Origin of the sequence: Burkholderia sp. Ed8 (assembly GCF_040761425.1) — a bacterium.
Classification (GTDB): Bacteria; Pseudomonadota; Gammaproteobacteria; order Burkholderiales; family Burkholderiaceae; genus Burkholderia; species Burkholderia seminalis.
Window position 1 is genome coordinate 306,438 of the sequence record NZ_CP142885.1, and the last position, 24,510, is coordinate 330,947.

General features: G+C 68.2%; 25 protein-coding genes. 15 read left to right on the forward strand and 10 right to left on the reverse strand.

The window, feature by feature from the left end:
• Nucleotides 1-90: 90 nt before the first annotated feature.
• Nucleotides 91-669, reverse strand: a complete 579-nt coding sequence (locus VXM69_RS01385) for a cupin domain-containing protein (protein ID WP_034187643.1) — start codon at nt 667-669, stop codon at nt 91-93.
• Nucleotides 670-1,165: 496 nt separating this feature from the next.
• On the opposite strand from VXM69_RS01385, the gene VXM69_RS01390 reads away from it, so the two are divergent.
• Entirely contained in the window at nt 1,166-2,686 is a 1,521-nt protein-coding gene (locus VXM69_RS01390; protein WP_034187642.1) for a peptide MFS transporter, read from the forward strand.
• A 119-nt stretch (nt 2,687-2,805) separates the two neighbouring features.
• Nucleotides 2,806-3,012, forward strand: a complete 207-nt coding sequence (locus VXM69_RS01395) for a hypothetical protein (protein WP_367188865.1) — start codon at nt 2,806-2,808, stop codon at nt 3,010-3,012.
• Nucleotides 3,013-3,046: 34 nt separating this feature from the next.
• Here the strand turns inward: VXM69_RS01395 and VXM69_RS01400 are convergent, their stop codons facing one another.
• From VXM69_RS01400 to VXM69_RS01410, 3 genes are all read right to left on the reverse strand, one after another.
• The gene (locus tag VXM69_RS01400) at nt 3,047-4,171 is read right to left on the reverse strand and encodes an OpgC domain-containing protein (RefSeq protein ID WP_034187640.1); all 1,125 of its coding nucleotides are present in this window, start codon (nt 4,169-4,171) and stop codon (nt 3,047-3,049) included.
• 407 nt (nt 4,172-4,578) lie between these two features.
• Entirely contained in the window at nt 4,579-5,478 is a 900-nt protein-coding gene (gene rarD, locus VXM69_RS01405) for an EamA family transporter RarD (RefSeq protein ID WP_034187639.1), read from the reverse strand.
• 16 nt (nt 5,479-5,494) lie between these two features.
• Nucleotides 5,495-5,791: an acylphosphatase gene (locus tag VXM69_RS01410; protein ID WP_034187849.1), complete on the reverse strand. Its 297-nt coding sequence runs from the start codon at nt 5,789-5,791 to the stop codon at nt 5,495-5,497.
• A gap of 154 nt (nt 5,792-5,945) precedes the next feature.
• Here VXM69_RS01410 and hpnA point away from each other — a divergent pair, with 154 nt between their 5' ends.
• Together hpnA and VXM69_RS01420 are read left to right on the forward strand one after the other, a co-directional pair.
• Complete coding sequence (hpnA, locus tag VXM69_RS01415) at nt 5,946-6,953, forward strand: hopanoid-associated sugar epimerase (RefSeq protein ID WP_034187638.1); 1,008 nt, start codon at nt 5,946-5,948, stop codon at nt 6,951-6,953.
• Between the two features lie 108 nt (nt 6,954-7,061).
• On the forward strand, nt 7,062-8,447 hold the full coding sequence (locus VXM69_RS01420; protein ID WP_059559157.1) for a hypothetical protein: 1,386 nt from the start codon (nt 7,062-7,064) through the stop codon (nt 8,445-8,447).
• Nucleotides 8,448-8,541: 94 nt separating this feature from the next.
• Here the strand turns inward: VXM69_RS01420 and VXM69_RS01425 are convergent, their stop codons facing one another.
• On the reverse strand, nt 8,542-9,729 hold the full coding sequence (locus VXM69_RS01425; RefSeq protein ID WP_034187636.1) for a glycosyltransferase: 1,188 nt from the start codon (nt 9,727-9,729) through the stop codon (nt 8,542-8,544).
• A gap of 402 nt (nt 9,730-10,131) precedes the next feature.
• Between VXM69_RS01425 and ispH the strand changes: the two genes are divergently transcribed.
• Nucleotides 10,132-11,073, forward strand: a complete 942-nt coding sequence (gene ispH, locus VXM69_RS01430; RefSeq protein ID WP_034187635.1) for a 4-hydroxy-3-methylbut-2-enyl diphosphate reductase — start codon at nt 10,132-10,134, stop codon at nt 11,071-11,073.
• Nucleotides 11,074-11,085: 12 nt separating this feature from the next.
• Nucleotides 11,086-12,246, forward strand: coding sequence for an adenosyl-hopene transferase HpnH (hpnH, locus tag VXM69_RS01435; RefSeq protein ID WP_034187634.1), 1,161 nt, complete (start codon nt 11,086-11,088; stop codon nt 12,244-12,246).
• Between the two features lie 163 nt (nt 12,247-12,409).
• Here hpnH and VXM69_RS01440 read toward each other — a convergent pair whose 3' ends face one another.
• Together VXM69_RS01440 and VXM69_RS01445 are read right to left on the reverse strand one after the other, a co-directional pair.
• Nucleotides 12,410-12,898 carry a hypothetical protein gene (locus tag VXM69_RS01440; protein ID WP_049034451.1) on the reverse strand — a complete coding sequence of 163 codons (489 nt, stop codon included), beginning with the start codon at nt 12,896-12,898 and terminating at the stop codon, nt 12,410-12,412.
• A 94-nt stretch (nt 12,899-12,992) separates the two neighbouring features.
• Complete coding sequence (locus VXM69_RS01445; protein ID WP_034187632.1) at nt 12,993-13,370, reverse strand: hypothetical protein; 378 nt, start codon at nt 13,368-13,370, stop codon at nt 12,993-12,995.
• 498 nt (nt 13,371-13,868) lie between these two features.
• Between VXM69_RS01445 and VXM69_RS01450 the strand changes: the two genes are divergently transcribed.
• From VXM69_RS01450 to VXM69_RS01460, 3 genes are all read left to right on the forward strand, one after another.
• Nucleotides 13,869-14,222: a DOPA 4,5-dioxygenase family protein gene (locus VXM69_RS01450; protein WP_034187631.1), complete on the forward strand. Its 354-nt coding sequence runs from the start codon at nt 13,869-13,871 to the stop codon at nt 14,220-14,222.
• 119 nt (nt 14,223-14,341) lie between these two features.
• Complete coding sequence (locus VXM69_RS01455; protein WP_367188866.1) at nt 14,342-14,779, forward strand: nuclear transport factor 2 family protein; 438 nt, start codon at nt 14,342-14,344, stop codon at nt 14,777-14,779.
• The gene (locus VXM69_RS01460; RefSeq protein ID WP_069705720.1) at nt 14,776-16,185 is read left to right on the forward strand and encodes an MFS transporter; all 1,410 of its coding nucleotides are present in this window, start codon (nt 14,776-14,778) and stop codon (nt 16,183-16,185) included. The genes VXM69_RS01455 and VXM69_RS01460 overlap by 4 nt, the downstream gene beginning before the upstream one ends.
• Before the next feature lie 24 nt (nt 16,186-16,209).
• Here the strand turns inward: VXM69_RS01460 and VXM69_RS01465 are convergent, their stop codons facing one another.
• The 3 genes from VXM69_RS01465 to VXM69_RS01475 form a co-directional block, all read right to left on the reverse strand.
• Nucleotides 16,210-16,830 carry a hemolysin III family protein gene (locus VXM69_RS01465; protein ID WP_034187629.1) on the reverse strand — a complete coding sequence of 207 codons (621 nt, stop codon included), beginning with the start codon at nt 16,828-16,830 and terminating at the stop codon, nt 16,210-16,212.
• Between the two features lie 196 nt (nt 16,831-17,026).
• Complete coding sequence (locus VXM69_RS01470; RefSeq protein WP_006766647.1) at nt 17,027-17,233, reverse strand: YbdD/YjiX family protein; 207 nt, start codon at nt 17,231-17,233, stop codon at nt 17,027-17,029.
• Between the two features lie 12 nt (nt 17,234-17,245).
• Nucleotides 17,246-19,324, reverse strand: a complete 2,079-nt coding sequence (locus tag VXM69_RS01475) for a carbon starvation CstA family protein (RefSeq protein WP_034187628.1) — start codon at nt 19,322-19,324, stop codon at nt 17,246-17,248.
• Nucleotides 19,325-19,596: 272 nt separating this feature from the next.
• On the opposite strand from VXM69_RS01475, the gene dapF reads away from it, so the two are divergent.
• From dapF to VXM69_RS01505, 6 genes are all read left to right on the forward strand, one after another.
• A complete protein-coding gene (gene dapF / locus VXM69_RS01480) occupies nt 19,597-20,406 on the forward strand; it encodes a diaminopimelate epimerase (protein WP_367188867.1) in 810 nt (269 codons plus the stop codon).
• Nucleotides 20,406-21,290 carry an RNA polymerase sigma-70 factor gene (locus VXM69_RS01485; RefSeq protein ID WP_059559173.1) on the forward strand — a complete coding sequence of 295 codons (885 nt, stop codon included), beginning with the start codon at nt 20,406-20,408 and terminating at the stop codon, nt 21,288-21,290. The genes dapF and VXM69_RS01485 overlap by 1 nt, the downstream gene beginning before the upstream one ends.
• Before the next feature lie 191 nt (nt 21,291-21,481).
• Nucleotides 21,482-21,961, forward strand: a complete 480-nt coding sequence (locus VXM69_RS01490) for a carboxymuconolactone decarboxylase family protein (protein WP_049034437.1) — start codon at nt 21,482-21,484, stop codon at nt 21,959-21,961.
• A 58-nt stretch (nt 21,962-22,019) separates the two neighbouring features.
• On the forward strand, nt 22,020-22,424 hold the full coding sequence (locus VXM69_RS01495; protein WP_069705668.1) for a cupin domain-containing protein: 405 nt from the start codon (nt 22,020-22,022) through the stop codon (nt 22,422-22,424).
• A gap of 110 nt (nt 22,425-22,534) precedes the next feature.
• A complete protein-coding gene (locus VXM69_RS01500) occupies nt 22,535-23,539 on the forward strand; it encodes a LysR family transcriptional regulator (protein WP_049034435.1) in 1,005 nt (334 codons plus the stop codon).
• Nucleotides 23,540-23,744: 205 nt separating this feature from the next.
• Nucleotides 23,745-24,500, forward strand: a complete 756-nt coding sequence (locus VXM69_RS01505; protein ID WP_034187622.1) for an SDR family oxidoreductase — start codon at nt 23,745-23,747, stop codon at nt 24,498-24,500.
• Nucleotides 24,501-24,510: the final 10 nt, after the last annotated feature.

The following is a 24,510-nucleotide window of genomic DNA, read 5'->3' on the forward strand; positions in this document are numbered from 1 at the left end:
GGAGGCCCGTGATTCTCGTGTAGCATTTTAGTATTCCTTACGTTTCTTTCGACAGGCATTCCGTCTTGGAAACGAAGGAATACCTGTGCGTTAGAACAGCCTCGGTGTACCGACCCAGACCACCACCGACTCGATTTTCGCGGTGTTGACCCAGCTATGCGGCACCGTCGACTGATAGTGCGAGCTGTCGCCGGCCTGCAGGACGAACGTCTTGCCTTCCAGCGTCAGCGACACTTCCCCTTCAATCACATACAGGAACTCCTCTCCTGCATGTGTCGTCACCTCCGACCGCTTCTGCCCCGGCGGCATCCTCACGAGGATCGCCTCCAGCTGGCGCCCTTCGGACACGTTCGTCAGCCGCGCGAACAGGTTCGCCGAATCGGCAAACCCGAAGAAGCGCAACTGATCGCCTCGGCAGACCGAGCGTTCCTCGCTCGGCGTATCCACGAAGTACTGCACCGTCACACCGAGCGCGTGGGCAATACCGGCCAGCGACGTCAGTGACGGCGACGCGAGCCCGCGCTCGACTTGAGACAGAAACGGCTTCGAAATCCCCGCGGCGGAAGCGGTGTCGTCGAGCGTGCGCTTCAGACGTTGGCGCAACGCGCGAATCTTGCTGCCCAGTGCGACAGCGTCTGCCGATCGCGAGTTTTCAGTGGGGGGAACCATAGCAGGCCGAAAAGTGGTCGTCAAAAAATGTTTGATGGAAAGTAACTAAGTTAATTGGAGATAGCTTAATCTTCGGGTTCGTACACGCCTTCGGCGTTGAGCCCGGTGCACTAAACAGGGCCCGAAGCGAACGAAACGACGCGCTATCTTGCCAGACTCGCGGGCTTCACAGGCAAGCTGCAAGCGGCTCTCCGGGAATTTGCGGAGAACGGGCGTCAAGCTTACAAATACATGATGAGACGAATGTTCCTGAAAGCTGCTGCCATATCGGGAGTTTCCCTAAGTGGCACGGACCCGACGCACCGGACCGGCAAACGTTACCATTCGCGCGCCGGTCGGGGCCGCGCACCGCCTTGTCGGGCGGAGTCCGACCCCGGCCCGGGCTAACCGCCCGACTGCTCCATCGCCGACGCAAGCCTACCCGGCCTCAGTGCTCCGGCGCCAGTTCGACCCCAAGACGACGCGTGATCCGTGCCGTCCGTTTCAACCGAGATTGATGATGCATTCACCTGTTTCACAAACCCGATCGTTCACGACGGTCTTCCTCATCGAAATGTGGGAGCGCTTCGGCTACTACGGCATGGCCGCGCTCCTGGTCCTCTTCATGGTCGACCGGCTCGGTTTCACCGACAGCCATGCGAACCTGACCTGGGGTGCGTTCACCGCACTCGTCTATGCCGCGCCGTCGATCGGCGGCTGGATCGGCGACAAGGTGCTCGGCGCCCGCCGCACGATGATCGTCGGCGCGTCCGTGCTGTGTGCCGGCTACCTGATGCTGTCGGTGCCGAACGACCAGCTGACGTACATGTACGCGTCGCTCGGCGTGATCGTCGTCGGCAACGGCCTGTTCAAGGCCAACGCGGCGAACCTCGTGCGCCGCATCTACGAAGGCGACGACGCGCGCATCGACAGCGCGTTCACGATCTACTACATGGCGGTCAACATCGGCTCGACGGTGTCGATGCTCGCGACACCGTGGATCAAGGATCACTGGGGCTGGCACACCGCGTTCGCGGTCTGCTGCGGCGGCATGCTGCTCGCGATCCTCAACTTCATGCTGATGCATCGCACGCTCGCGCACGTCGGCTCGCAGCCGGACGACGAACCGATCCGCTGGAAGCGCCTCGGCGCGGTCGCGGCCGGCGGCGTCGCGCTCGCGCTGGTCACGCTGTACGTGCTGCAGCACAAGCAGCTCGCCGTGGCCAGCGTATGGACGGCCGCGTTCGCGATCCTCGCGATCTTCGCGTACATGATCGCGAAGTCGGAGCGCTCGGAGCGCGCGGGCCTGATCGCGGCGCTCGTGCTGATCGGCCAGGTGATCCTGTTCTTCATCTTCTACGTGCAGATGTCGACGTCGCTGACGCTGTTCGCGCTGCGCAACGTCGATCCGCGCTTCATCGTGTTCGGCACGACGCTGTTCACGTGGAGCGCCGCGCAGTTCCAGGCGCTGAACCCGATCTGGATCATGCTGCTGAGCCCGCTGCTCGTGTGGGTCTACAATGCCGTCGCGAAGGGCGGCCGCGACCTGCCGGTCGCCGCGAAGTACGCGCTCGGCTTCGGCGCGGTGGCCGCGGGCTACCTGGTGTTCACGATCAGCGGCCGCTATGCCGTGGACGGCCGCGTGTCGTCGTGGTTCATGGTGTGGGGTTACGGCCTGTACTCGCTCGGCGAACTGCTGGTAAGCGGCCTCGGCCTCGCGATGATCGCCCGCTACGTGCCGGCGCGCATGAGCGGCTTCATGATGGGTGCGTATTTCGTCGCGACGGGCGTGTCGCAGTATCTGGGCAGCGTCGTCGCGAACTTCGCGCAGATGCCGTCGCACGAACTGCCGGCCACCGAATCGCTGCCGCTCTACCTGTCGCTGTTCGAGAAGCTCGGCTGGCTCGCCGCGATCGGCATGGTGCTCGCGCTGCTGCTGCTGCCGCTGATGAACCGCCTGTCGCGCCAGCACCAGCGCTGTGCGGAAGAGCGCCGCGAGGAAGCGCTGCAGGCGCAGGGCGTCGCCCCGGCCCGGTAAGTACTATCCCTCGGCGTGCGGCCCGCACGCCATCTCTCCCGCCAGCGCGGCCGGCACGTCCTACACTGGTTGCAACGGCGCATCCGCTCCGTCGCGATGCGCACTGGCGGGAGAAGATCATGAAAAACAAGACGACTCGGCTCTTGAGGATACTGTCGGACATCCGGCACGCGCAGCGCTGCACCGCGATACGCGCCGCCCGGGCCGCAGCCGAAGCCGACGCGGTGCTCGCCGAGCGCGACGATCCGGCACCGGACGAACGCGACGACGCCGAATCCGACGACGCAGCCGCCGTGCCCCGCTCCCGTATCGGCTCACCTCACTGACGCCGCGGCGGGCACGCGCCGCCTTCCGCGCCGCTCACGCAGCCGCGCCGCGCCACCGCGCGATCCACGTCCCCGAACCGGCCACGGCCATCATCAGCCCGAGCGCGCACGCGTCGGCCACGAGGCCCACGCCGACATGCCGCAGGTCGGCGCCGCCCACGACCGGATGCAGCAGCGAATCGAGGACGAGCGAGATCGCCGCGCCCGCCACGAAGCAGATCAGCCCGCGCTGGCCGACCGCCACGACAGGTCGCACGCCCTGCGCGATCCGCGCGATCCAGCCGAAGCGCACGCAATCGGCCATCAGCCATGCGACGGCCGCGAAGCTCACGACGCGCGGCAGCGCCAGGTCGCGCTTGAACACGCCTTCCGGCAACGGCAAGCCCGAGAACAGCTTGTAGCTCGCGCAACCGAGCACGACCGCGCACGCGAGCCCGGTCGCCGCCGCGCCCCAGCGCCCCAGCGCGATGCGCCGGTAGAACGGCTGGCAGCGCGCCAGCACGCCGGCGACGAACATCAACTGCCACGCGAACGGGTTGAAGCTCCAGCGGAAGCCGTCGGTATCCAGCAGCTCGGGGCCGAGCCAGCCCGCCGCGCCCCACGACACGACGCTGAACGCAACGAGCAGCCACGGATGGCGACGCGCGAACGGCACGATCACCGGCGACGCGAGCGCGAACAGCACGTACATCGGCAGCACCGACGCCAGATATGGCTGGCGCTGGAACGTCAGCAACTCGGCGGCGCCCGTGAGCGGCGACGCGAGCATCACGCTGACATCGTCGAGCGCGAGGTTCGGGGCATCGATTCCGTAATGGTCGAGCACGGCCGACACGACCAGCATCAGCGTCGACGTCGCGAGAAACGCGCGGTAGATCTGCATCGCACGCCGCACGAACCGCTGCTGCGCGGCGCGCGCGCCGTGCCGCTCGGCGATCGCGCCGTACGCGCTCGCGGTCGCGAAACCGCCGAGAAACACGAACACCTCGGCTGCATCGCACAGCGCGAACGCATGCAGCGTCACGCGCGACAGCACGCTCGCGCCGATGTGATCGACGACGATCATCAACAGCACGAGCCCGCGGAAGAAGTCGATTTCGATCAGGCGGCCGCCGCGCGGCGGCAGGACCGTGGCGGACGGCGACGGGCTCAACGACATGAGCGCACCGGCACGACGGCGGTGCGACGGGCACCGGGGAAGGGATCGGGAAGAAGCTGGCGAGCGCGGTCAGCGGCGATACGCGTATGCCCGCATCGCACCAACCCGGCTGGCCAGGCACGGAGATGACCGTTCATCGAAAAGCTGCATACGAAGGGTAGTCGGTCAGGTCAGTCTAATGGCCGATCGGGGAAGACCCTAAGTAACAAAGTGCAACCGAATCTTCTGTTCGATTACACGCGCGAGCCTGACGGAGCGCGGCGGTCGGCGTGGCCAGATTCACGTCAGCGCGACGCCAGTTTGCGGTCAGCATCGCCTCGTTCGGCCACCGGATCGCCACCGTTCGATCGGGGCGGGAAGCGCGGTGCGATGCACGTTCCGCGCGGCCGCGCCATCGCGACCGGCGCTCATCCGCGTGCGGGCAGGCGCCGCATCAGCATCGCGCTGTGCCATGCGGTGAGCGCGACGGCGGCCCAGATCGGCCCGTAGGTGGCGAGCTTCGCGACGCTCAGCGTCTCGCCGAGCAGCAGCAGCGACACCGCGACGAGCAGCACGGGTTCGACGTAGCCGAGGATCCCGAACAGCGCCATCGGCAGCATCCGGCTCGCCTTCAGGTAGCTGGCGAGCGCGAGCGTGCTGAGCACGCCGAGCCCCGGCAGCAGCGCGGCCCACAGCACCGGATGGCCGTCGACCCGCGTCGCGCTCGTCGCGACCATCACGAACGCGATCGGGCACAGCAGCACGATCTCGACCGCGAACGCGGCCAGCGAATCGGCGTTGATCCGCCGGCGCAGCACGAAATACGGCGGATAGCCGAGCGCGACGACGAGCGTCGGCCACGCGAACGCGCGTGTCGCCCACACTTCGTGCGCGACGCCGAGCGCGGCGCACGCGACCGCCGCCCATTGCAGCGGGTCGAGCCGCTCGTGATAGTAGAAGCGGCCGACGATCACCATCGTCAGCGGCAGCAGGAAATAGCCGAGCGACACCTCGAGCATGCGGCCGTGCAGCGGCGCCCACAGGAACAGCCACAGCTGCACGCCGAGCAGCGCCGCGCTCGCCGGCAGCGCGAGCAGCAGGCGCCAGTCGCGCACGGTGCGGCGCACGAGACCGACGAGCGCCGGCCAGCGGCCGCGCAGCGCGATCAGCGCGAGCGCGCCCGGTGCGGTCCACAGGACGCGCCACGCGAATATGTCGAGCCCCGTGAGCGGCGCGAGCAGTTTTGCGTAAACCGACATCAGCGCGAACAGCGTCGACGCCGTCACCGACAACATGAGGCCGCGACCGGCTTCCGGATACCCCGTCATGGTCGTTCCGCGCCGCTTACTGCTGCTGGAAACGCTCGAAGCGCCGCTCGGTCCGGCGCTCCTCGAACGTCACTTCGGTGACACGCGCGGCCGGCGGCCCATGACGCAGCCACGCGAGCATCCGGTCGATCTGCGCGCCGGGGCCCTGGATCATCGCCTCGACGCTGCCGTCCTCGAGATTCGCGACCCAGCCGCGCAGTTTCAGCGCATGCGCCTCGCGCACCGTCGCATGACGGAAGCCGACGCCCTGCACGACGCCGCGCACCCGCACGTAGTAGGTTTCGATCCGTTCGTCCAGTTCATTGCGGCTCATCGCGTCGCCCTCCCGTTGCATTCAAGCCCGGCATTGTAGTCGCGCCGGCCGCTTCGCACACGCGCCGGCCAGGCGTCGCCGCGTGCGCCGACCACGTACAATCTCGCCGATGCTCAACCGCCGCGCCGCCCGCGCGCGGCCCTGAAGGAAACGCATGACTGATACCTCCCGCGATCTCGTTCTCGTCACCGGCGCGTCCGGCTTCGTCGGCTCGGCCGTCGCGCGCATCGCGCAGCAGAAAGGCTATGCGGTGCGCGTGCTCGTGCGCCCGACCAGCCCGCGCACGAACGTCGCGGATCTCGATGCCGAGATCGTCACCGGCGACATGCGCGACGAGGCGTCGATGCGCGCCGCGCTGCGCGGCGTGCGCTACCTGCTGCACGTCGCGGCCGACTACCGGCTGTGGGCGCCCGATCCCGACGAAATCGAACGCGCGAACCTCGAGGGGGCGGTCGCGACGATGCGCGCGGCCCGCGCGGAGGGCGTCGAGCGGATCGTCTACACGAGCAGCGTCGCGACCCTGAAGGTGACGAGCGCCGGCGATCCGTCCGACGAGAACCGGCCGCTCACGGCCGAGCAGGCGATCGGCGTGTACAAGCGCAGCAAGGTGCGCGCGGAGCGCGCGGTCGAGCGGATGATCGCCGACGAAGGGCTGCCGGCCGTGATCGTCAACCCGTCGACACCGATCGGCCCGCGCGACGTGAAGCCGACGCCGACCGGCCGCATCATCGTCGAGGCCGCGCTCGGCAAGATTCCCGCGTTCGTCGATACGGGGCTGAACCTGGTGCACGTCGACGACGTCGCGCACGGCCACTTCCTCGCGCTCGAGCGCGGCCGGATCGGCGAGCGCTACATCCTCGGCGGCGAGAATCTGCCGCTGCAGCAGATGCTCGCCGACATCGCGCAGATGACGGGACGCAAGGCGCCGACGATCGCGCTGCCGCGCTGGCCGCTGTACCCGCTCGCGGTCGGCGCCGAAGCGGTCGCGAAGTTCACGAAGAAGGAGCCGTTCGTCACCGTGGACGGGCTGCGGATGTCGAAGAACAAGATGTATTTCACGTCCGCGAAGGCCGAGCGCGAGCTCGGCTACCGTGCGCGTCCGTACCGCGAAGGGCTGCGCGACGCGCTCGACTGGTTCGGCTCGGCGGGCTACCTGAAGTAACACAAAGCGGCGCGCGGCGCGCCGCCTTGCGCACTTTGTTACACGACCCGCGCGGACCGACATCCGCGCAGCGGTTAAAATCGCGGGTCTTACGCAGAGAAGACACGCATGAACCTGAACGATCAGATCGCTTCGCTCGCCACGGGCGTCGATCAGCTCCTCCACGATCACCACGCCGCGCAGCAGGCGGCCCGCAGCGCGGAAGCCTTCGCGCGCGCCGCCGCGGCGGAAGCCCGGGCCGCGGCCGAGCGTCACGCCGCTGCGGAAACCGAAGCGCAGGCCGCCGCGCAGCGCCACACGGCCGCTGCCGCCGACGCCGAAGCCGCGCAGCAGCGCCACGCCAACGCAACCGCTGCCGCCGAAGCCGCCGCCCAACGTCATACCGATGCCGCCGCGCAGGCCGAAGCGGCCGTGCAGCGCCATGCGGAAGCCACCGCGCTGACCGAAGCGCTCGCGCAGCGTCACGCGGATGCCGAAGCCGCATCGCAGCGCCACGCGGCCGCGATCGCCGAAGCCGAGGCCGCCGCGCAACGCCATCACGCCGCGGCAACCGAAGCCGAGGCGGCCGCGCAGCGTCATGCGGCCGCGACCGCCGAAGCCGAAGCCGCCGCGAAACGTCACGCGCAAGCGACTGCCGAAGCCGAAGCGGCTGCACGGCGCCACACGGCCGCGATCGCCGAAGCCGAAGCGCTCGCGCAACGTCACACGCAGGCGATCGCCGAAGCCGAAGCCACCGCGCAGCGTCATGCCGATGCGGCCGCCGAGGCCGAAGCCGTCACGCAGCGCCACACCGAGGCGATCGCGCAGGCCGAAGCGGCCGCGCAGCGTCATGCCGACGCGACCGCCGCGGCCGAGGCCGTCACGCAGCGCCATACCGAAGCGATCGCGCAAGCCGAAGCGGCCGCGCAGCACCACGCGAAGGCCATCGCCGACGCGGAGGCGCTGGTCGAGGCCGTCGTCAAGGAAGCCGCGACGAACGCGGTGGCCGCCCCGGCCGTGGCGGCCGAGGTCGTCGAACCGACGCCGGCGGAACCGATCGTGAGCGCAGCGGCACCGGCCGAGGCCGAAACGGCCGACGTTGCCGGCGCGACGGCGGCCGACACCGCGATCGTCCCGGCGGCCCAAGCCGCATCCGCCGCTGAAACCGACACGGCCGCCGCACCGGCCGACAAGGCGACGCTGCACGTCGCGCGCCCGTCCCAGAACGAACTGACGCTGACCATCAACGGCCAGTCGATCACGCTGCATCCGGAGCAACTGGGCCAGCTGATCGAGGAACTCGCGCATGCGCGCGCGTCGATGCAGCCCGAGCCGCCGGCCGGGATCCCGGCCGGCTGGCGTTTCGTGACGACGAAGAACCCGATGATGGCGGTGCAGAAGCAGTCGAATGGCGACCGCCTGCTGGTCGCCCGCCACACGGGCTACGGCTGGGTGCCGTTCACGTTCTCGCCGGACGTCGTGGTCCAGATGTACATGATGCTGACGCAGCGGTAAGCCGCCGCCCGCCCCAAAACGCAACAGCCCGACCGGTTCACCGATCGGGCTGTTCGTTTTCCGGCTGCCGGGAGGCGCGCCTCCCGGCCGATCCTCAGCGCTCCACCGGCGCCTGCACGCGCGCCTTCCACTGGCCGCCCTTGCCGCGCCAGTAGCGCCACGCGGACGCGAACGTCGCGCCCACGTAGAACAGCGCGACGAGCGGCAGCGCGGGCGCCCACAGCGGCGAGCGCCGGTAGTAGCGCAGCATCGGCGCATACGCGGCGCACATCGACGCCCACGCGAGCCAGGCCGGCCACGCCCGCGCGCCGTACGCGAGCGCCGCGGCGGGCGGCACGAGATAGATGATCGTCATCCCGAGCAGCGTGCCGGCCAGCAGCAGCGGCGAATAGTGCAGCTGCGTGAACGCGGTGCGCGCGATCATGTTCCAGATGTCGCGCCAGCTGTCGTACGGGCGCAGCGACACGCTGCGATCGGCCAGGTCGAGACGGATCGGATGGCGGCCGCTGCCGCGGTGCTTGATCTGCGCGGCGAGGCTGCAATCGTCGATCAGCGCGCCGCGGATCGACTCGATGCCGCCCGCTTCCTCCAGCGCCGTGCGCTTCACGAGCATGCAGCCGCCGGCGGCGCCGGCCGTCCGGTTGCGCGGGTTGTTGATCCACGAGAACGGGTACAGCTTCGCGAAGAAGAACACGAACGCCGGAATCAGCGCCTTTTCCCAGAACGAATCGCAGCGCAGCCGCACCATCAGCGACACGAGATCGCGCTGCTCGGCCTGTGCGCGCGTGACCAGTTGCGCGACGGCGTCGGGCGGATGGCCGATGTCGGCATCCGTCAGCAGCAGGTAGTCGGCCGGCAGGCCGAGCGTCTGCACCGCGGCGATCCCCTGCGACTGTGCCCACACCTTGCCCGACCAGCCGGCCGGCAGCGGCTTCGCGGCCAGCACCGTCAGCCGGTCGGCGCGGTTGATCGCGAGCGCCGCCGCGCGCGCCGCGTCGGCGGTGCCGTCGTCGCTGTGGTCGTCGACAATGATCAGATGAAAGTCGCCCGGATAGTCCTGCTCGAGCAGCGAAGTCGCCGCGCGAGCGATCACGTCGGCTTCGTTGCGCGCCGGCACGACCGCGACGACGGCCGGCCAGCCGGCCTCGGCCGCGGCGCCCCGCGCCTCGGGCGGCAGCGGCCGCGCGGGCACCGCGCGCCAGAAGCCGCCGCGCGCGACGAGCAGCACGATCCAGATCACGAGCGACAGGCCGGACACCAGGAAAGCGATCGCCAGCATCATCGGCACGCCTCCTGCCGGGCGCCGGCATGCCCGATATCAATGGGGGTCAGGAACAAAACACCCGACACCGCACGGGCGGACGGGCAATATGCGTGAGAATCGACGGTCATCGAATGGCCTTGAAATGAGCGCGACGCCGGGCAGCCGGAGCGGCCGCCCGCGAAACCGCGCAGTTTACCGGGTTCCGCGCGCGCCAGCGCCGACGCGGCTCTCCCGCAATTGCAACAGCGCCGATACAGCACCAAAGCACGGACGGCGCGATAGGGTTAAAATGCGCGATTAATTCGGGGTTCCGGGGCCTGGCCGGCCGGTTCGTTCCTGCCTTCATAACATCAAGCCGGGGCGAGCGAGCGAGTGCCAGCTCCTCGAACCCCGGCGTCTGTCGTCGGAGTTCGCTCACCTATGCGAGTCATCCTTGCCCAGCCCCGCGGCTTTTGTGCGGGGGTTGTCCGTGCGATCGAAATCGTCGATCGCGCGCTGCAACAGCACGGTGCGCCGGTTTATGTGCGTCATGAAATCGTGCATAACCGGCACGTCGTAGAAAATCTGCGTAATAAAGGGGCACGATTCGTTGAGGAACTCGACGAGGTGCCGCACGGCGCTGTCGCGATCTTCAGCGCCCACGGTGTCGCCCAGACGGTCGAGCGCGACGCGGAAACGCGCGGGCTCGACGTGCTCGACGCGACCTGCCCGCTCGTCACGAAGGTGCACGTGCAGGGCCGCCAGTACGTCGCGGCGGGCCGCCGGCTGATCCTGATCGGCCACGCGGGCCATCCGGAGGTCGAGGGCACGATCGGCCAGATTCCGGCCGAGGTGATCCTCGTGCAGAGCGAAGCCGAAGTCGATACGCTGACGCTGCCCGTCGACACGCCGGTTGCGTACATCACGCAGACCACGCTGTCGGTCGACGATACGCGCGGCATCATCGAGGCGCTGCAGCGCCGGTTCACCGACATCGTCGGCCCGGACACGCGCGACATCTGCTACGCCACGCAAAATCGCCAGGCCGCCGTGCGCGAGCTGAGCGAACAGGTTGACGTGCTGCTCGTCGTCGGTGCGACGAACAGCTCGAACTCGAACCGCCTGCGCGAGATCGGCACCGAAAGCGGTGTGCCGAGCTATCTCGTCGCCGACGGCTCGGAAGTGAAGGCCGAATGGTTCGCGGGTGTGCAGACGGTCGGCCTGACGGCCGGCGCGTCGGCGCCCGAAGAGATGGTCGAGGATGTAATCGGCGCGCTGCGCGCGCTGGGGCCCGTCGATGTCGCGACGATGGCGGGCCGTGAGGAAAAAGTCGAATTCAAGCTGCCGGCGAAGCTCACGCAAGCCGTCGCCCGCGAAGTTTAAGGAGGACATCCCTTGTCTATTCCGCTGCTCCAGCAAGTCCGTGTCGGCGCGTACATCGTGCGCCAGCACCTGTCCGGCAACAAACGCTATCCGCTCGCGCTGATGCTCGAGCCGCTGTTCCGCTGCAACCTCGCGTGCAACGGCTGCGGCAAGATCGATTATCCGGATCCGATCCTGAACCAGCGCCTGTCCGTCGAGGAATGCCTGCAGGCCGTCGACGAGTGCGGCGCGCCCGTCGTGTCGATCGCCGGCGGCGAACCGCTGCTCCACAAGGAGATGCCGGAAATCGTCAAGGGCATCATGAAGCGCAAGAAATTCGTGTACCTGTGCACGAACGCGCTGCTGATGGAAAAGAAGATGGACGATTACGCGCCGAGCCCGTACTTCGTCTGGTCGGTCCACCTCGACGGCGACAAGGAAGCGCACGATCACTCGGTGTCGCAGGAAGGCGTGTACGACAAGGCCGTCGCGGCAATCAAGGAAGCAAAGCGCCGCGGCTTCCGCGTGAACATCAACTGCACCCTGTTCAACGATGCGGTGCCGGAGCGCGTCGCGAAGTTCTTCGACACGCTGGGCCCGATCGGCGTCGACGGCATCACGGTGTCGCCGGGTTACGCGTACGAGCGCGCGCCGGATCAGCAGCACTTCCTGAACCGCGACAAGACGAAGAACCTGTTCCGCGAAATCCTGAAGCGCGGCGAAGGCGGCAAGCGCTGGTCGTTCAGCCAGTCGTCGCTGTTCCTCGACTTCCTGGCCGGCAACCAGACGTACAAGTGCACGCCGTGGGGCAACCCGGCGCGTACGGTGTTCGGCTGGCAGAAGCCGTGCTACCTGGTCGGCGAAGGTTACGTGAAGACCTTCAAGGAACTGATGGAAACGACGGAGTGGGACAACTACGGCGTCGGCAACTACGAGAAGTGCGCGGACTGCATGGTCCACTGCGGCTTCGAGGCAACGGCCGTGATGGACACGATCTCGAACCCGCTGAAGGCGCTGAAGGTGAGCCGCAAGGGCATCCGGACCGACGGCCCGTTCGCCCCGGACATCTCGATCGCGAAGCAGCGTCCGGCCGAGTACGTGTTCTCGCGCCACGTCGAGATCAAGCTCGAGGAAATCCAGCGCGCCGGCAAGGGCAAGCTGCAGAAGCCGGCGAAGCCGGCAACGGCCGCCTAAACGCGTTGCGCCACGCGGAGGCGGTGCCTCCGCGCAGGTGATAAAAATAAAGCGCCACGGATTCGCTCCGTGGCGCTTTTGTTTTGGGCCGCGTTACGCCGTCGCCGTGCCGGCTCGGCCGGCCCTGTCTCCTCCATCCTCCCTGCGAAACCGCTGCACGATGCTACGCGGCCAGCGAGTCGGGCACGTGGGCGCGCATCTTCTCCGCCGCGCTCGCAACGAGCGCCGGCTGGCCGCACGACGCGAACGTGCAGACATCACGCCACAGTTCGGCCAGCCGATGCCGCGTGAGCGTCGCGACGCAGGTGTCGTGCGCGGCGAGCACGCGCTCGAGCACCGCGCATTCGTCATCGCGCAGCGTCCATGCGCCGCTTTGCGCCGCGCGCGCCACACTCGCTTCGAGCGCCCGCTCCGCGTCGACGCACAGGTCGATGTCCGCTTCCGCGTACCGCGTATCGTCGAGCGCGAGGAACACCAGGTAGACGCTCGTGCGCAACCGCGTCAGCAGCGCCTCGTTGCCGTGCCCGCCACGCAACGCGACGAGCGCCATGTGGCATTTCAGCGAGATGTCGCGTGCATGCGCGGGAGGCAGCGGCAGCAGCCACTCGCGCGTCAACGGCACGCGACGACGGTTTTTGCGTGCGGCCTTCATGCTTCGTGCCCGCTTGCGGGCACTTCAACGCGCGGCAACGCCGCACGCGCGACGCCGGTCGAGCGGATCGGGCATCCCATGCTCGTCTCCCGCATCAGAAGGTGTTCTCGCCCTTCAGGTAGAACGCGGTCTTCACGAAGAACGCCTTCACCGGATGACCGCTCTGGGCGTCGCGCGCGGCGCGCGCTTCCATCGCGGCCCGCTCCTCGCGCGACCGGTCGGGCACCGGATTGTGAACGCGTGCGAGCGCACGCTGCATCGCAAGCGGATAGTTCTGGTTGCCGACCGACGTCGCACGATAGCCGGCGCGCGTCATCTGCATCAGTTGCGCGTCGGTTTCGGCACGCGCCGCCGACCAGGTCGACTGCGCGGCATACGACGACCAGTCGGGGCCGGCCGACTGCGCAAAGCTGACGGCGGGCAGCGCAACGAGTGCGCAGGAAAGAACCGCAACGGGAACGAGGGATCGCATAGTGGCCTCCAGATGGTTGTCCCCGCATCGATCGTGATCGTCGATGCGTTGAAACCATCGTATGTCGTGCCGCATGCCGCTTGAATAGCCGATTCCGCAATGGATATTTTCGGCTTCGGAATCCGGTGTGCGCGCGCGCCATTCGCGAATCGCTTCGCGCGGGAATTTCTCTATTTCATTCAACGACCTGATCGCGCTTTTGCGCCCGATCGCAAGCGGCACGCCCGCCGCTTTTTCAGTTTCCGAAATGACGTGTTGCCGGCGCGCTCGTGGCGTGCGCACCTGCCGGCAAGGGTCCCGGCGTGATATCGCGCATGCGGATAGCGCGGAAACGATTGCATCGGACCAACGGTTCTTCTGACACAGGACAAGCCATCGGCGCCGAATCGCCGGATCGCCACACGACGTGCCCGGCAAGGACGCGCGATAATCACGCATCGGCCATTCGCTTCGTTTCGCACGGTCTCTCATACCTTCCCATTTTCATCGAGTCCTTCCATGGCTGCCCTCGACACCACCGCCATCGACAGTTGGCACGCGCACGTCTATTTCGATGCGGCCAGCCGCGACGCGGCCTGGGCGTTTCGCCAGGTCGTCGACGAACGGTTCGGCGCGGTCATCGAGCTCGGCCGCTTTCACGAGCGCCTCGTCGGTCCGCATCCGGCCTGGTCGTACCAGATCGCGTTCGATGCCGCGCGCTTCGACGAGATCGTGCCGTGGCTCGTGCTGAACCACGGCGCGCTCGACATCTTCCTGCATCCGAATACCGGCGACGACCTGCGCGACCATCGCGATTGCGCGGTGTGGCTCGGCAAGTCGTATGGGCTGAATCTCGACGCGCTCACCGGGTAACGGCGGCCCGCGGCGCAGCCTTCCCGAGGCTGCATCCACGTTTCGGGTCGACGTGAAACGTCCCGCGGCGGTGCGCCCATACAGTGGGTTTCCGCTCACGACGCTTCCGGACACCCGCCATGACACCCGCAGACACCGACGCCGATGCCCGGCGCATCCATGAAGACTGGCACGCGGCCGTCGTCGCACGCGACCTCGACGCGCTGATGGCGCTGTATGCCGACGACGCGGTGCTCGAAACGCCGCTCGTCGTCGTCACGCTGCCCGCGCACGGCTCGGGCGTGCTGCACGGCAAGGCCGCGATCGGGGCATTCTTCGCGACCGGCCTGCAAAATCCGGGCAGCCCGCTCGGACGCTGGTACCGGACCGGATTGTTCTTCTCGAACGGCCGCCAGCTCGTCTGGGAGTATCCGCGCGCCGCGCCGGACGGCGATCAGGTCGATCTCGTCGAAGTCATGGATCTGCGCGACGGCCGGATCGCGCATCATCGCGTGTACTGGGGATGGGTCGGATTCAGTGCGCTGCGGGCCGCCACGCCGGCGCACGAGCGCGCATGACGGCCGCCGTGCCGGACCGGGCCGCGGCCCGCCGCGTGCTCGCCGCGACCTGCGTGAGCTACACGCTCGTGCTGCTCGACGCGTCGATCGTCAACGTCGCGCTCACCGACATCGCGCACACCTTCGGCGGCCGCGTGGCCGGCCTGCAATGGATAGTGAACGCTTACACGCTCGCGTTCGCGAGCCTGCTGCTGACGGGCGGCACGCTCGGCGACCGGCTCGGCGATCGCACCGTCCATGTCGCGGGGCTCGCGGTGTTCGTCGCCGCGTCGGCGCTGTGCGGCATCGCGCCGACCCTTCCGGCACTTGCCGTCGCGCGTGCGCTGCAAGGCGTCGGCAGCGCGATGCTGGTGCCCTGTTCGCTCGCGCTGATCAACCGCGCCTTCCCCGCACCGGCCGCGCGCGCATCGGCGATCAGCCTGTGGATGGGCTGCGGCGGCATCGCGATGGCGTCGGGCCCGCTGATCGGCGGGCTGCTGGTCGACCTGTTCGGATGGCGCAGCCTGTTCTTCGTGAACCTGCCGTTCGGGCTCGCCGGCATCTGGCTCGGCCGCACGGTCGTGCGCGCCGCCGCCGACGCGTCGCGACAGTTCGACTGGGCCGGCCAGGCCGCCGCCGCCGTCGCGATCGCCGCGCTGATCGGCACGCTGATCGAAGGCCCGTCGCTCGGCTGGCGCTCGGCACCGATCGTCGGCGGTGCCGCGACGAGCGTCGCCGCATGGATCGCCTTCGTCGCGATCGAAGCGCGGCGCCGCGAACCGATGCTGCCGCTCGCGTTCTTCCGCAACCGGCTGTTCGCGGGATCGACGTTCGTGTCGATGGCGTCGGCGTTCGTGTTCTACGGCCTGCTGTTCGTGCTCAGCCTGTTCTATCGGCAGGTTCGCGGCGCGAGCCCGCTCGACACGGGGCTCGCGTTCCTGCCGATGACCGCGATGGTGGCGCTCGGCGGGTTGTGTTCGGGGCGGATCGTCGCGCGCTTCGGGACGCGCGGGCCGATGTGCTCGGCGTTCGGGCTGTATGCGGCAGGCGCGCTCGGCATGACGGGCATCGGCGCGACGACACCGGCGTGGCTCGCGGTCGCGCCGATGCTCGCGATCGGCTTCGCCTCGGGATTCATCTCGCCGGCCGCGACGTCACCGGCGCTCGGGACGATCGACCGGCACCGCGCCGGCGTCGCGGCGGCGGCACTGAACGCGGCGCGGCAGAGCGGATCGGCGCTCGGCGTGGCGATCTTCGGTGCATGCATCGCGACGCTGCAGCCGTTTTCGGTCGCGATGCGGGTGGCGCTGGTCATGGCGATCGCGCTGTCGGCGCTTGCCGCGGTATCGTGGCGGTTCGCGACGCGGCCGACACCGGCAACCGGCGAAGCGGCCGCGCACCTGCAGGCGGCCGCCACGCGACGCTAGCGCATTCCGCGGCAGACAACGCGCTCACGCGACATACATCGCGACACTGACGAACTGGCACAGGCTGCCGGCCAGCACGAAAAGGTGCCAGATACCGTGCCCGTGGCGGATGCGTTCGTCGTTGATGAAGAAGTAGATCCCCGCGCTGTAGATCACGCCGCCGGCCACGAGCCAGGCGGTGCCGACCGGCGGCAGCGCATGAATCAGCGGACGCACCGCGACGAGCGCGAGCCAGCCCATCAGCACGTACAGGATCATCGACAGCATGCGCGTGCGGCGCCCGAGCGTCAGCTCCTGCACGATGCCGAACACGGCGAGCCCCCAGCTCACGCCGAACAGCGACCAGCCCCACGGGCCGCGCAACGTCACCAGCGTGAACGGCGTGTAGCTGCCGGCGATCAGCAGGTAAATCGCCGAATGGTCGCATTTCTGCAGGATCGCCTTCAGGCGCGGATTGCGCACGCTGTGATACAGCGTCGAGATCGCGTAGAGCAGGAACAGCATCGCGCCGTACACGCTGAAGCTCACCACCTTGTACGGATCGCCTTCGAGCGCGCCCATCGTCACGAGCGCCACGAGACCGGCCACCGACAGCACCGCGCCGACGAGATGGGAAATGCTGTTGAAACGCTCACCGACATGCACGACGTGTTCTCCTGCGGTCCATCGGGGAAAAGAGGGACCCCTATGATACCGGCGGCCGGATTTTGCCGTGCTGCGCCCGGGCAAACGGCGAAGCGGCCGTCACGCGACGTGCGTCGCCGGCCGCCCAAGAAAAAAGCGCCGCGACTGCCATCGCGGCGCTTCCGTTTCGATCGTCGAACCGCCTGGACAGTCCGGCTCAGCAACACTTCCCGGCGCCCGACCCGTACCGCGCGTTCTGGCGTTCGCGGAAAAATTCCTCGTACGTCATCGGCTCGCGGTCCGGATGGGTGTCGCGCATGTGCGCGACGTAGGTGTCGTAGTCGGGCAGGCCGACCATCAGCCGCAACGCCTGCCCGAGGTAACGCCCCGCGCTGCGCAGGTCGCTGCCAAGATCGCTGAACATCGCGGCCTCCCCTTAACGTCCGCTGCCGAGCGCCTGCGCGGCCGGCATCGCTTCGTACGGCGTCTCGCGCACGGTCGGCTTCGACTCGCGGCGCGCGCGCAGCACGGCGATCACGCCGTACACCGCGATGCTCACGACGACGAAGATGAACAGCCCGGCCAGCGCCGCATCGATGTAGTCGTTGAAGATGATCCGCTTCATCTGCGCGATCGACTTGGCCGGTGCGAGCACCTTGCCTTCATCCACCGCGGCCTGCAGCTTCGCGGCGTGCGCGAGGAAGCTGACCTTCGGGTTCGCGTCGAAAATCTTCTGCCAGCCGGCCGTCAGCGTGCAGATCAGCAGCCACGCGGTCGGCACGACCGTCACCCACGCATAACGTTCGCGTTTCATCTTGAACAGCACGACGGTGCCAAGCACCAGCGCGATCGCGGCGAGCATCTGGTTCGAGATGCCGAACAGCGGCCACAGCGTGTTGATGCCGCCGAGCGGATCGACCACGCCCTGGTACAGGAAGTAGCCCCACGCGGCCACGCACAGCGCGGTGGCGACGAGGTTCGCGGGCAGCGACTCGGTGCGCTTGAGCGCCGGGTGGAACGTGCCGAGCAGGTCCTGCAGCATGAAGCGGCCCGCCCGCGTGCCGGCGTCGACGGCCGTCAGGATGAACAGCGCTTCGAACAGGATCGCGAAGTGATACCAGAACGCCATCATCGCTTCGCCGCCGATCACCTGGTGCAGGATGTGCGCCATGCCGACGGCCAGCGTCGGCGCGCCGCCCGCGCGCGCGATGATCGTCGTTTCGCCGACGGCCTTCGCGGTCTGCGTCAGCATGTCGGGCGTCAGCACGAAGCCCCATTGCGTGACGGTGTTCGCGACGGCTTCGGGCGTCGAGCCGAGCACGGCGGCCGGTGCGTTCATCGCGAAGTAGATGCCCGGCTCGATCACGCAGGCCGCGACCAGCGCCATGATCGCGACGAACGATTCCATCAGCATCGCGCCGTAACCGATGAAGCGCGCGTTGGTTTCGTTGTCGATCAGCTTCGGCGTCGTGCCCGACGAGATCAGCGCGTGGAAACCCGACACCGCGCCGCACGCGATCGTGATGAACAGGAACGGGAACAGGTTGCCCGACCACACCGGGCCCGTGCCGTCGACGAACTTCGTCAGCGCGGGCATCTTCAGTTCCGGTGCGACGACCAAGATGCCGATCGCGAGGCCGAGGATCGTGCCGATCTTCAGGAACGTCGACAGGTAGTCGCGCGGCGCGAGCAGCAGCCACACCGGCAGCACCGACGCGACGAAGCCGTAGCCGATCAGGATCCACGTGAGCTGCGTGCCGGTGAACGTGAACCATGCGGCGAAGGTCGGCGACGCGGCCACGTTCTGGCCGAACGCGATCGCCGCCATCAGCCCGATGAAGCCGATGACCGACACTTCGCCGATGCGGCCCGGGCGAATGTAGCGCGTATAGATGCCCATGAACAGCGCGATCGGAATCGTCGCGGCGACGGTGAACGTACCCCACGGCGAGTTGGTCAGCGCCTTCACGACGATCAGCGCGAGCACCGCGAGGATGATCACCATGATCAGGAATGCACCGAACAGCGCGATCACGCCGGGCACCGTGCCGAGTTCCATCTTGACGAGATCGCCGAGCGAACGGCCGTCGCGGCGCGTCGAGATGAACAGCACGATGAAGTCCTGCACCGCGCCGGCGAACACGACGCCGGCCAGGATCCACAGCATGCCGGGCGTGTAGCCCATCTGCGCGGCGAGCACGGGGCCGACCAGCGGCCCGGCGCCGGCGATCGCGGCGAAGTGATGGCCGAACAGCACGTACTTGTTGGTCGGCACGTAGTCGAGGCCGTCGTTGTACTTGACCGCCGGCGTCATCCGCAGCCCGTCGAGCTGCATGACCTTGCTGGCGATGAAACGACTGTAGAAGCGATACGCGATCAGATACACGCAGACAGCGGCGATCACGATCCAGAGGGCACTCACGCGCTCGCCGTGTGCGAGTGCGATGGTGCCGAACGAGAACGCGCCGAGCAGCGCGACCGCGATCCAGAGCAGGGTACTGGAAGCCCGATTCATGGCGTCTCCTGGTCTCCAATGTGGTTTTAGATGGCGTGCGGCGCAGGGGCCGCGCACACGTGACGTCGATGCGTCGTGCCGCGGCCTCGCAAAGGCCGCGACGATGGGCCGTAGTATTCCGCGCGACGGGGGCGGCTTACAAGCGGATAACTACGTACGCGCGACTACGTAGAATTACGTAGATGCCGGTTGCGTGGCGATCGGCCGGCATGCGATTGATCGTGAACGGCGAGCCACGTACAGTGTTCGCCTGTCTCCATTCCGGAACCGCCATGCCGATCCGATTTCAGAAGATGAACGCAAACGGCGATGACTTCGTCATCGTCGACCGGCGCGGTCAGGATCAGGATCGCGTGCCCCGCCTCGATCGCGACCTCGTGCGGCGCATGGGCGACCGGCACAGCGGCATCGGCTTCAATCAGCTCGCGGTGGTGACGGACTGCGACGACGCGGCCGCACAGGTCGCGTTCTGGAATCCCGACGGCTCGACGCTCGATACCTGCGGCAGCGCGACACGCGGCGTCGCGTGGCAGCTGATGCGGGAAACCGGCGCGGCGTCGATCGTGCTGCGCACGAATCGCGGGCCCCTGCAGTGTGCGTACGACGCGCACGGGTCGATCAAGGTCGAGATGGGCGTGCCGCGCGTCGGCTGGCTGGACGTGCCCGTCGCCGAAGCCGTCGATACGCTCGCGCTGCCGTTGCCCGGCGCGCCGGCCGCGTGCAGCATGGGCAATCCGCACTGCACGTTCTTCGTCGACGACGTCGATGCGGTCGACCTCGAAGCGCTCGGTCCGGCCATCGAAACGCATCCGCTGTTTCCGCGGAAAACCAACGTGCACGTCGTACAGGTCATCGATCGCACGCACATTCGTCTTCGCATCTGGGAGCGCGGCGGCGGCGTGCCGCTCGGGTCCGGCTCGTGTTCGTGCGGCGCGGCGGTCAACGGCATCCGGCGCGGGCTGCTCGACGATACCGTGCGGGTGACGTGCGACGGCGGCGACGTCACCGTTCAATGGGACGGCGCCGGCAGCGTGTTCCTGAGCGGGCCCGTCACGTTCGGGTTCAGCGGGGTGTGGCTGTGATGACCGACGACGCACAAGCCTTCCACGCGTTGCGCCCGCGCCTGCAGAAGATCGCGTACCGGATGCTCGGCTCCGTCGCGGATGCCGAGGACATCGTGCAGGACGTGTGGCTGCGCTGGCACGACGCGGCGCGCGGCAGCATCGAGAACCCCGAGGCCTGGCTCGTCGCGGTCACGACGCGCACGTCGATCGACCGCCTGCGCGCGGCGAAGCTCCGGCGCGAGCACTATGCGGGCATCTGGCTGCCGGAACCGGAGCTCGGCGAATCGCCTGCAACGCCCGAGGAAATGACGGAGCGCGCGAACGACGTGTCGGTCGCGTACCTCCTGCTGCTCGAACGGCTGACGCCGGAAGCGCGCGCGGCGTTCCTGCTGCACGAAATCTTCGAGTTCGACTACGACCGGGTCGCCGACGCGATCGGCAAGTCCGAAGCCGCGTGCCGGCAGCTCGTCAGCCGGGCCCGAGCGCGGCTGCGCGACGATCCCCAGCCGCGGCGCACGGTGCCGCACGAAACGCATCGCCGATTGCTGCAGACGTTCACGCATGCGCTCGCGCACGGCGATTTCCCGTCGATCCAGGCGCTGCTCGCCGAGGACGCGATGCTGATCGGCGACGGCGGCGGCCACGTCCAGAGCTTCCCGAAACCGATGGTCGGCGGCCGGCGGATCGCTCAACTGTTCTATGCGACGTGGTTGCGCTGCGGCAGCGGTGTCGAGATGCGGCCGGTCGTGCTGAACGGCCAGTGGGCAATGCTGCGTTTCATCGACGGGCAGCTCGAAGCGGCGATGTCGTTCGAGACCGACGGCACGCGCATCGTCCGGCTTCTCGTGCAGCGCAATCCCGACAAGCTCGCCCGCATCGCGGCCGCCTGCGCCGCCGGCTGACGCGCGCATCGCGCGCCCGCGCCGACCGCGCCCGCCGCCGAGCGCGGATTGGTGCAGCGCGCGCAACACGATGCGTCCCCGTGCGTGGCTACCGCGCACGGATGCACACCCCTAAGATGATTTCGCGCGGCGCCCTGCCGCCCACGACACCCGCGCCATGCGGGCCAGCCTCTTCGTCGCCAGGAGAAATCATGACGCAGCGTCTCAACTACATTCAACAGTCCCCCGAGTTGTTCCGGAAACTCCTCGAACTCAGCAACCTGCTGCGCAGCAGCGCGATCGAGGAATCGATCCGGGATCTCGTGTCCGTCCGGGCGTCCCAGATCAACGGCTGCGCCTTTTGCCTCGACATGCACGTGAAGGAAGCGCGCATCCACGGCGAGCGCGAACTGCGCCTGCATCATCTGGCGACCTGGCGCGAATCGACGCTGTTCTCGCCGCGCGAGCGGGCCGCGCTCGCATGGACCGAAGTGCTGACGACGCTGCCCGCGCACGGCGTGCCGGACGATGTCTACGACCGCGTGCGCGGCCAGCTCTCCGAGAAGGAATTGTCGGACCTGACGTTCGAAGTGATGGCGATCAACGGCTGGAATCGCGCGAACGTCGCGTTCCGGACCGTGCCGGGCTCGTCCGACAAGGCGTTCGGACTCGACAAGGCCAACCTCGCCTGACGGCCGCCCCCTCTCTCGCTGCCGGCCGTCGGCCGGCGGCCCACCGGAAGCCACCACCATGATTCGCATGAAACACGTGATCGCGTCCGCGCTCGTCGTCGCGGCCCACGCGACCGGCGCCGTTCGCGCGGCGCCCTCGGCCATCGTCACGCCGCTGATGACGAAGCCGCTCGACGCTTACCCGGGCAAGGAAGCGCAGATGATCTCGGTCGAGTACCCGCCCGGCGCGGTCGACCCCGTTCACCGCCACCACGCCGACGCGTTCGTCTACGTCGTCGAGGGGTCGATCGTGATGCAGGTGAAGGGCGGCGAGCCGGTCACGCTGAAACCGGGCCAGACCTTCTACGAGGGTCCGGACGACCTGCACACGGTCGGACGCAACGCGAGCCGGACCCGGCCCGCGAAGTTCATCGTGCTGCTGTTGAAGGACAAGGGCGCGCCCGTGCTCGTGCCGGAAAAATAGCCGGCCCGCACGCCGCCGCGACCTTTTTGAAAAAAATGCGGCGGGCGGTGTCACAGGCGGCAGCGCTGAAACGTCTAGTCGCATACGGACACCACGATTCCAGCGCCTCCATGCCCGATACCTCCATCCGCCGCCCCGACGCCGACGATCCATTCGCGCGCAGCTTCTCGACCTGCTATGCCGGCGTGGTCACATTCCTGGCCGTCGTCACCGAGGGCAGCTTCGCGCGCGCCGCCGATCGCCTCGGCGTCGGCCGCTCGTCGGTCAGCCGTCACGTGCAACGGCTCGAGGACCGGCTCGACGCACGCCTGTTCCAGCGCACCACGCGCAGCATGTCGCTGACGCGCGAAGGCGAGCTCTTCTACGAAAACTGCCGGCCCGGCATCGAGCATCTGGCGCAGGCGCTCGAGGACATGCGCGAGCTGCGCAGCGGACCGCCGAGCGGGCACCTGCGCATCGGCTCGACGCCAGGCTTCGGCCGCAAGGTCATCGCCCCGCTGCTGCGCGATTTCCATGCACGCTATCCGGACATCACGCTCGACCTGCTGTTGAACGACCGGCCGGCCGATTTCTCCGCCGACCGCATCGACGTCGCGTTTCGCGACGGTCGCATGGAGGACAGCGCGATCGTCGCGCGCCGGCTGATTCCGATGCAGATGATCGTCTGCGCGTCGCCGTCGTATGCGCACCGGCACGGCTTGCCGCGCCACGTCGACGAACTCGCGCGGCATCGCTGCATCAACCTGTGCACCGCGTCGGGCCGCGTGACGGAATGGGAATTCAGGATCGACGGGGTGACGCAGCAGCGCCAGCTCGCCGCGCATCACACGTTCAACGACATCGATCTCGTCGTGCGCGCGGCGCTCGACGGGCTCGGCATCGCGCAACTGCCCGCGTACCAGGTGTGCGACCTGCTCGCCGACGGCCGGCTGGTGAGCTGTCTCGGCCAGCATGCGCCGGACGACGGCGGCCACTATCTCTGTTACCTGAGCCGCAAGCACCTGCCCACGCGCATCCGCGCGTTCATCGACTACATGATCGAGCAGACGCGTGCGCGCGACCTGCAGTGCCCAACGACGATGACGACGATCGCGCCGCTGGAGACGATCGATTGATGCATTCGCGGCAACATGATGAGGGCTTGCGGGACGCTGGCGGATCGCGCGGCGCATGCCTACGATGCGGGCTGTTCGACCGGCATGCCGATACGGCGGTGCACCGCTCGGCAAGGTCCAGGCCCCGTCGCGCGAACGCGCTGGGCGCCGGTTTCGGCACATTCAAGCGGCGTGCATGTCGCGCGCCCGTTCAAGGAGAGCAATCGTGAAAATCGTCGTGATTGGTGGTACCGGCCTCATCGGCAGCAAGGTCGTCAGGAACCTGATCGCACGCGGCCACGACGCGGTGGCGGCAGCGCCGTCGACGGGCGTCGATACGATCACGGGTGCGGGACTGGACGCCGCGCTCGCCGGCGCGGAGGTCGTCGTCGATCTCGCGAATTCGCCGTCATTCGAGGAAGCGGCCGTGAAGGCGTTCTTCGAGGCGTCGGGGCGCAACCTGTTCGCCGCGGAGCGCGCGGCCGGCGTGCGTCATCACGTCGCGTTGTCGGTGGTCGGCACCGACCGACTGCAGCAGAGCGCGTATTTCCGCGGCAAGATCATCCAGGAAGACCTGATCCGCGCGGCAGGCGTGCCGTACACGATCGTGCGTTCGACGCAGTTCTTCGAATTCGTCGGGGCGATCGCTCAGGCCGGCGCGCAAGGCGACACGGTGCGGTTGACCACCGCGCACTTCCAGCCGATCGCCTCCGACGACGTCGCGGCCGCCGTGACCGACTTCGCGCTCGACGCGCCGCGCAACGGCATCGCCGAAATCGGCGGCCCCGAGCGCGTGCGGATCGCCGATCTGGTCGAGCGTTTTCTGTCGGCCACGCACGACGCGCGCACGGTGACGCGGGATGCGGCCGCCGACTACTTCGGCGCGGTGCTGCAGGACGACACGCTCGTGCCGGCGCCCGGTGCGCGCCTCGGCGCGACGACCTTCGACACGTGGTTCCGGCAGAACGCGCTCGCGCGCTGAACGCCGCCGC

Coding starts and splice junctions, on each gene's coding strand:
- VXM69_RS01385 (WP_034187643.1), bottom strand. CDS start 669: ATGGTTCCCCCCACTGAAAACTCGCGATCGGCAGACGCTGTCGCACTG.
- VXM69_RS01390 (WP_034187642.1), top strand. CDS start 1,166: ATGATGCATTCACCTGTTTCACAAACCCGATCGTTCACGACGGTCTTC.
- VXM69_RS01395 (WP_367188865.1), top strand. CDS start 2,806: ATGAAAAACAAGACGACTCGGCTCTTGAGGATACTGTCGGACATCCGG.
- VXM69_RS01400 (WP_034187640.1), bottom strand. CDS start 4,171: ATGTCGTTGAGCCCGTCGCCGTCCGCCACGGTCCTGCCGCCGCGCGGC.
- rarD (WP_034187639.1), bottom strand. CDS start 5,478: ATGACGGGGTATCCGGAAGCCGGTCGCGGCCTCATGTTGTCGGTGACG.
- VXM69_RS01410 (WP_034187849.1), bottom strand. CDS start 5,791: ATGAGCCGCAATGAACTGGACGAACGGATCGAAACCTACTACGTGCGG.
- hpnA (WP_034187638.1), top strand. CDS start 5,946: ATGACTGATACCTCCCGCGATCTCGTTCTCGTCACCGGCGCGTCCGGC.
- VXM69_RS01420 (WP_059559157.1), top strand. CDS start 7,062: ATGAACCTGAACGATCAGATCGCTTCGCTCGCCACGGGCGTCGATCAG.
- VXM69_RS01425 (WP_034187636.1), bottom strand. CDS start 9,729: ATGATGCTGGCGATCGCTTTCCTGGTGTCCGGCCTGTCGCTCGTGATC.
- ispH (WP_034187635.1), top strand. CDS start 10,132: ATGCGAGTCATCCTTGCCCAGCCCCGCGGCTTTTGTGCGGGGGTTGTC.
- VXM69_RS01440 (WP_049034451.1), bottom strand. CDS start 12,898: ATGAAGGCCGCACGCAAAAACCGTCGTCGCGTGCCGTTGACGCGCGAG.
- VXM69_RS01445 (WP_034187632.1), bottom strand. CDS start 13,370: ATGCGATCCCTCGTTCCCGTTGCGGTTCTTTCCTGCGCACTCGTTGCG.
- VXM69_RS01450 (WP_034187631.1), top strand. CDS start 13,869: ATGGCTGCCCTCGACACCACCGCCATCGACAGTTGGCACGCGCACGTC.
- VXM69_RS01455 (WP_367188866.1), top strand. CDS start 14,342: ATGACACCCGCAGACACCGACGCCGATGCCCGGCGCATCCATGAAGAC.
- VXM69_RS01460 (WP_069705720.1), top strand. CDS start 14,776: ATGACGGCCGCCGTGCCGGACCGGGCCGCGGCCCGCCGCGTGCTCGCC.
- VXM69_RS01470 (WP_006766647.1), bottom strand. CDS start 17,233: ATGTTCAGCGATCTTGGCAGCGACCTGCGCAGCGCGGGGCGTTACCTC.
- VXM69_RS01475 (WP_034187628.1), bottom strand. CDS start 19,324: ATGAATCGGGCTTCCAGTACCCTGCTCTGGATCGCGGTCGCGCTGCTC.
- dapF (WP_367188867.1), top strand. CDS start 19,597: ATGCCGATCCGATTTCAGAAGATGAACGCAAACGGCGATGACTTCGTC.
- VXM69_RS01485 (WP_059559173.1), top strand. CDS start 20,406: ATGACCGACGACGCACAAGCCTTCCACGCGTTGCGCCCGCGCCTGCAG.
- VXM69_RS01490 (WP_049034437.1), top strand. CDS start 21,482: ATGACGCAGCGTCTCAACTACATTCAACAGTCCCCCGAGTTGTTCCGG.
- VXM69_RS01495 (WP_069705668.1), top strand. CDS start 22,020: ATGATTCGCATGAAACACGTGATCGCGTCCGCGCTCGTCGTCGCGGCC.
- VXM69_RS01500 (WP_049034435.1), top strand. CDS start 22,535: ATGCCCGATACCTCCATCCGCCGCCCCGACGCCGACGATCCATTCGCG.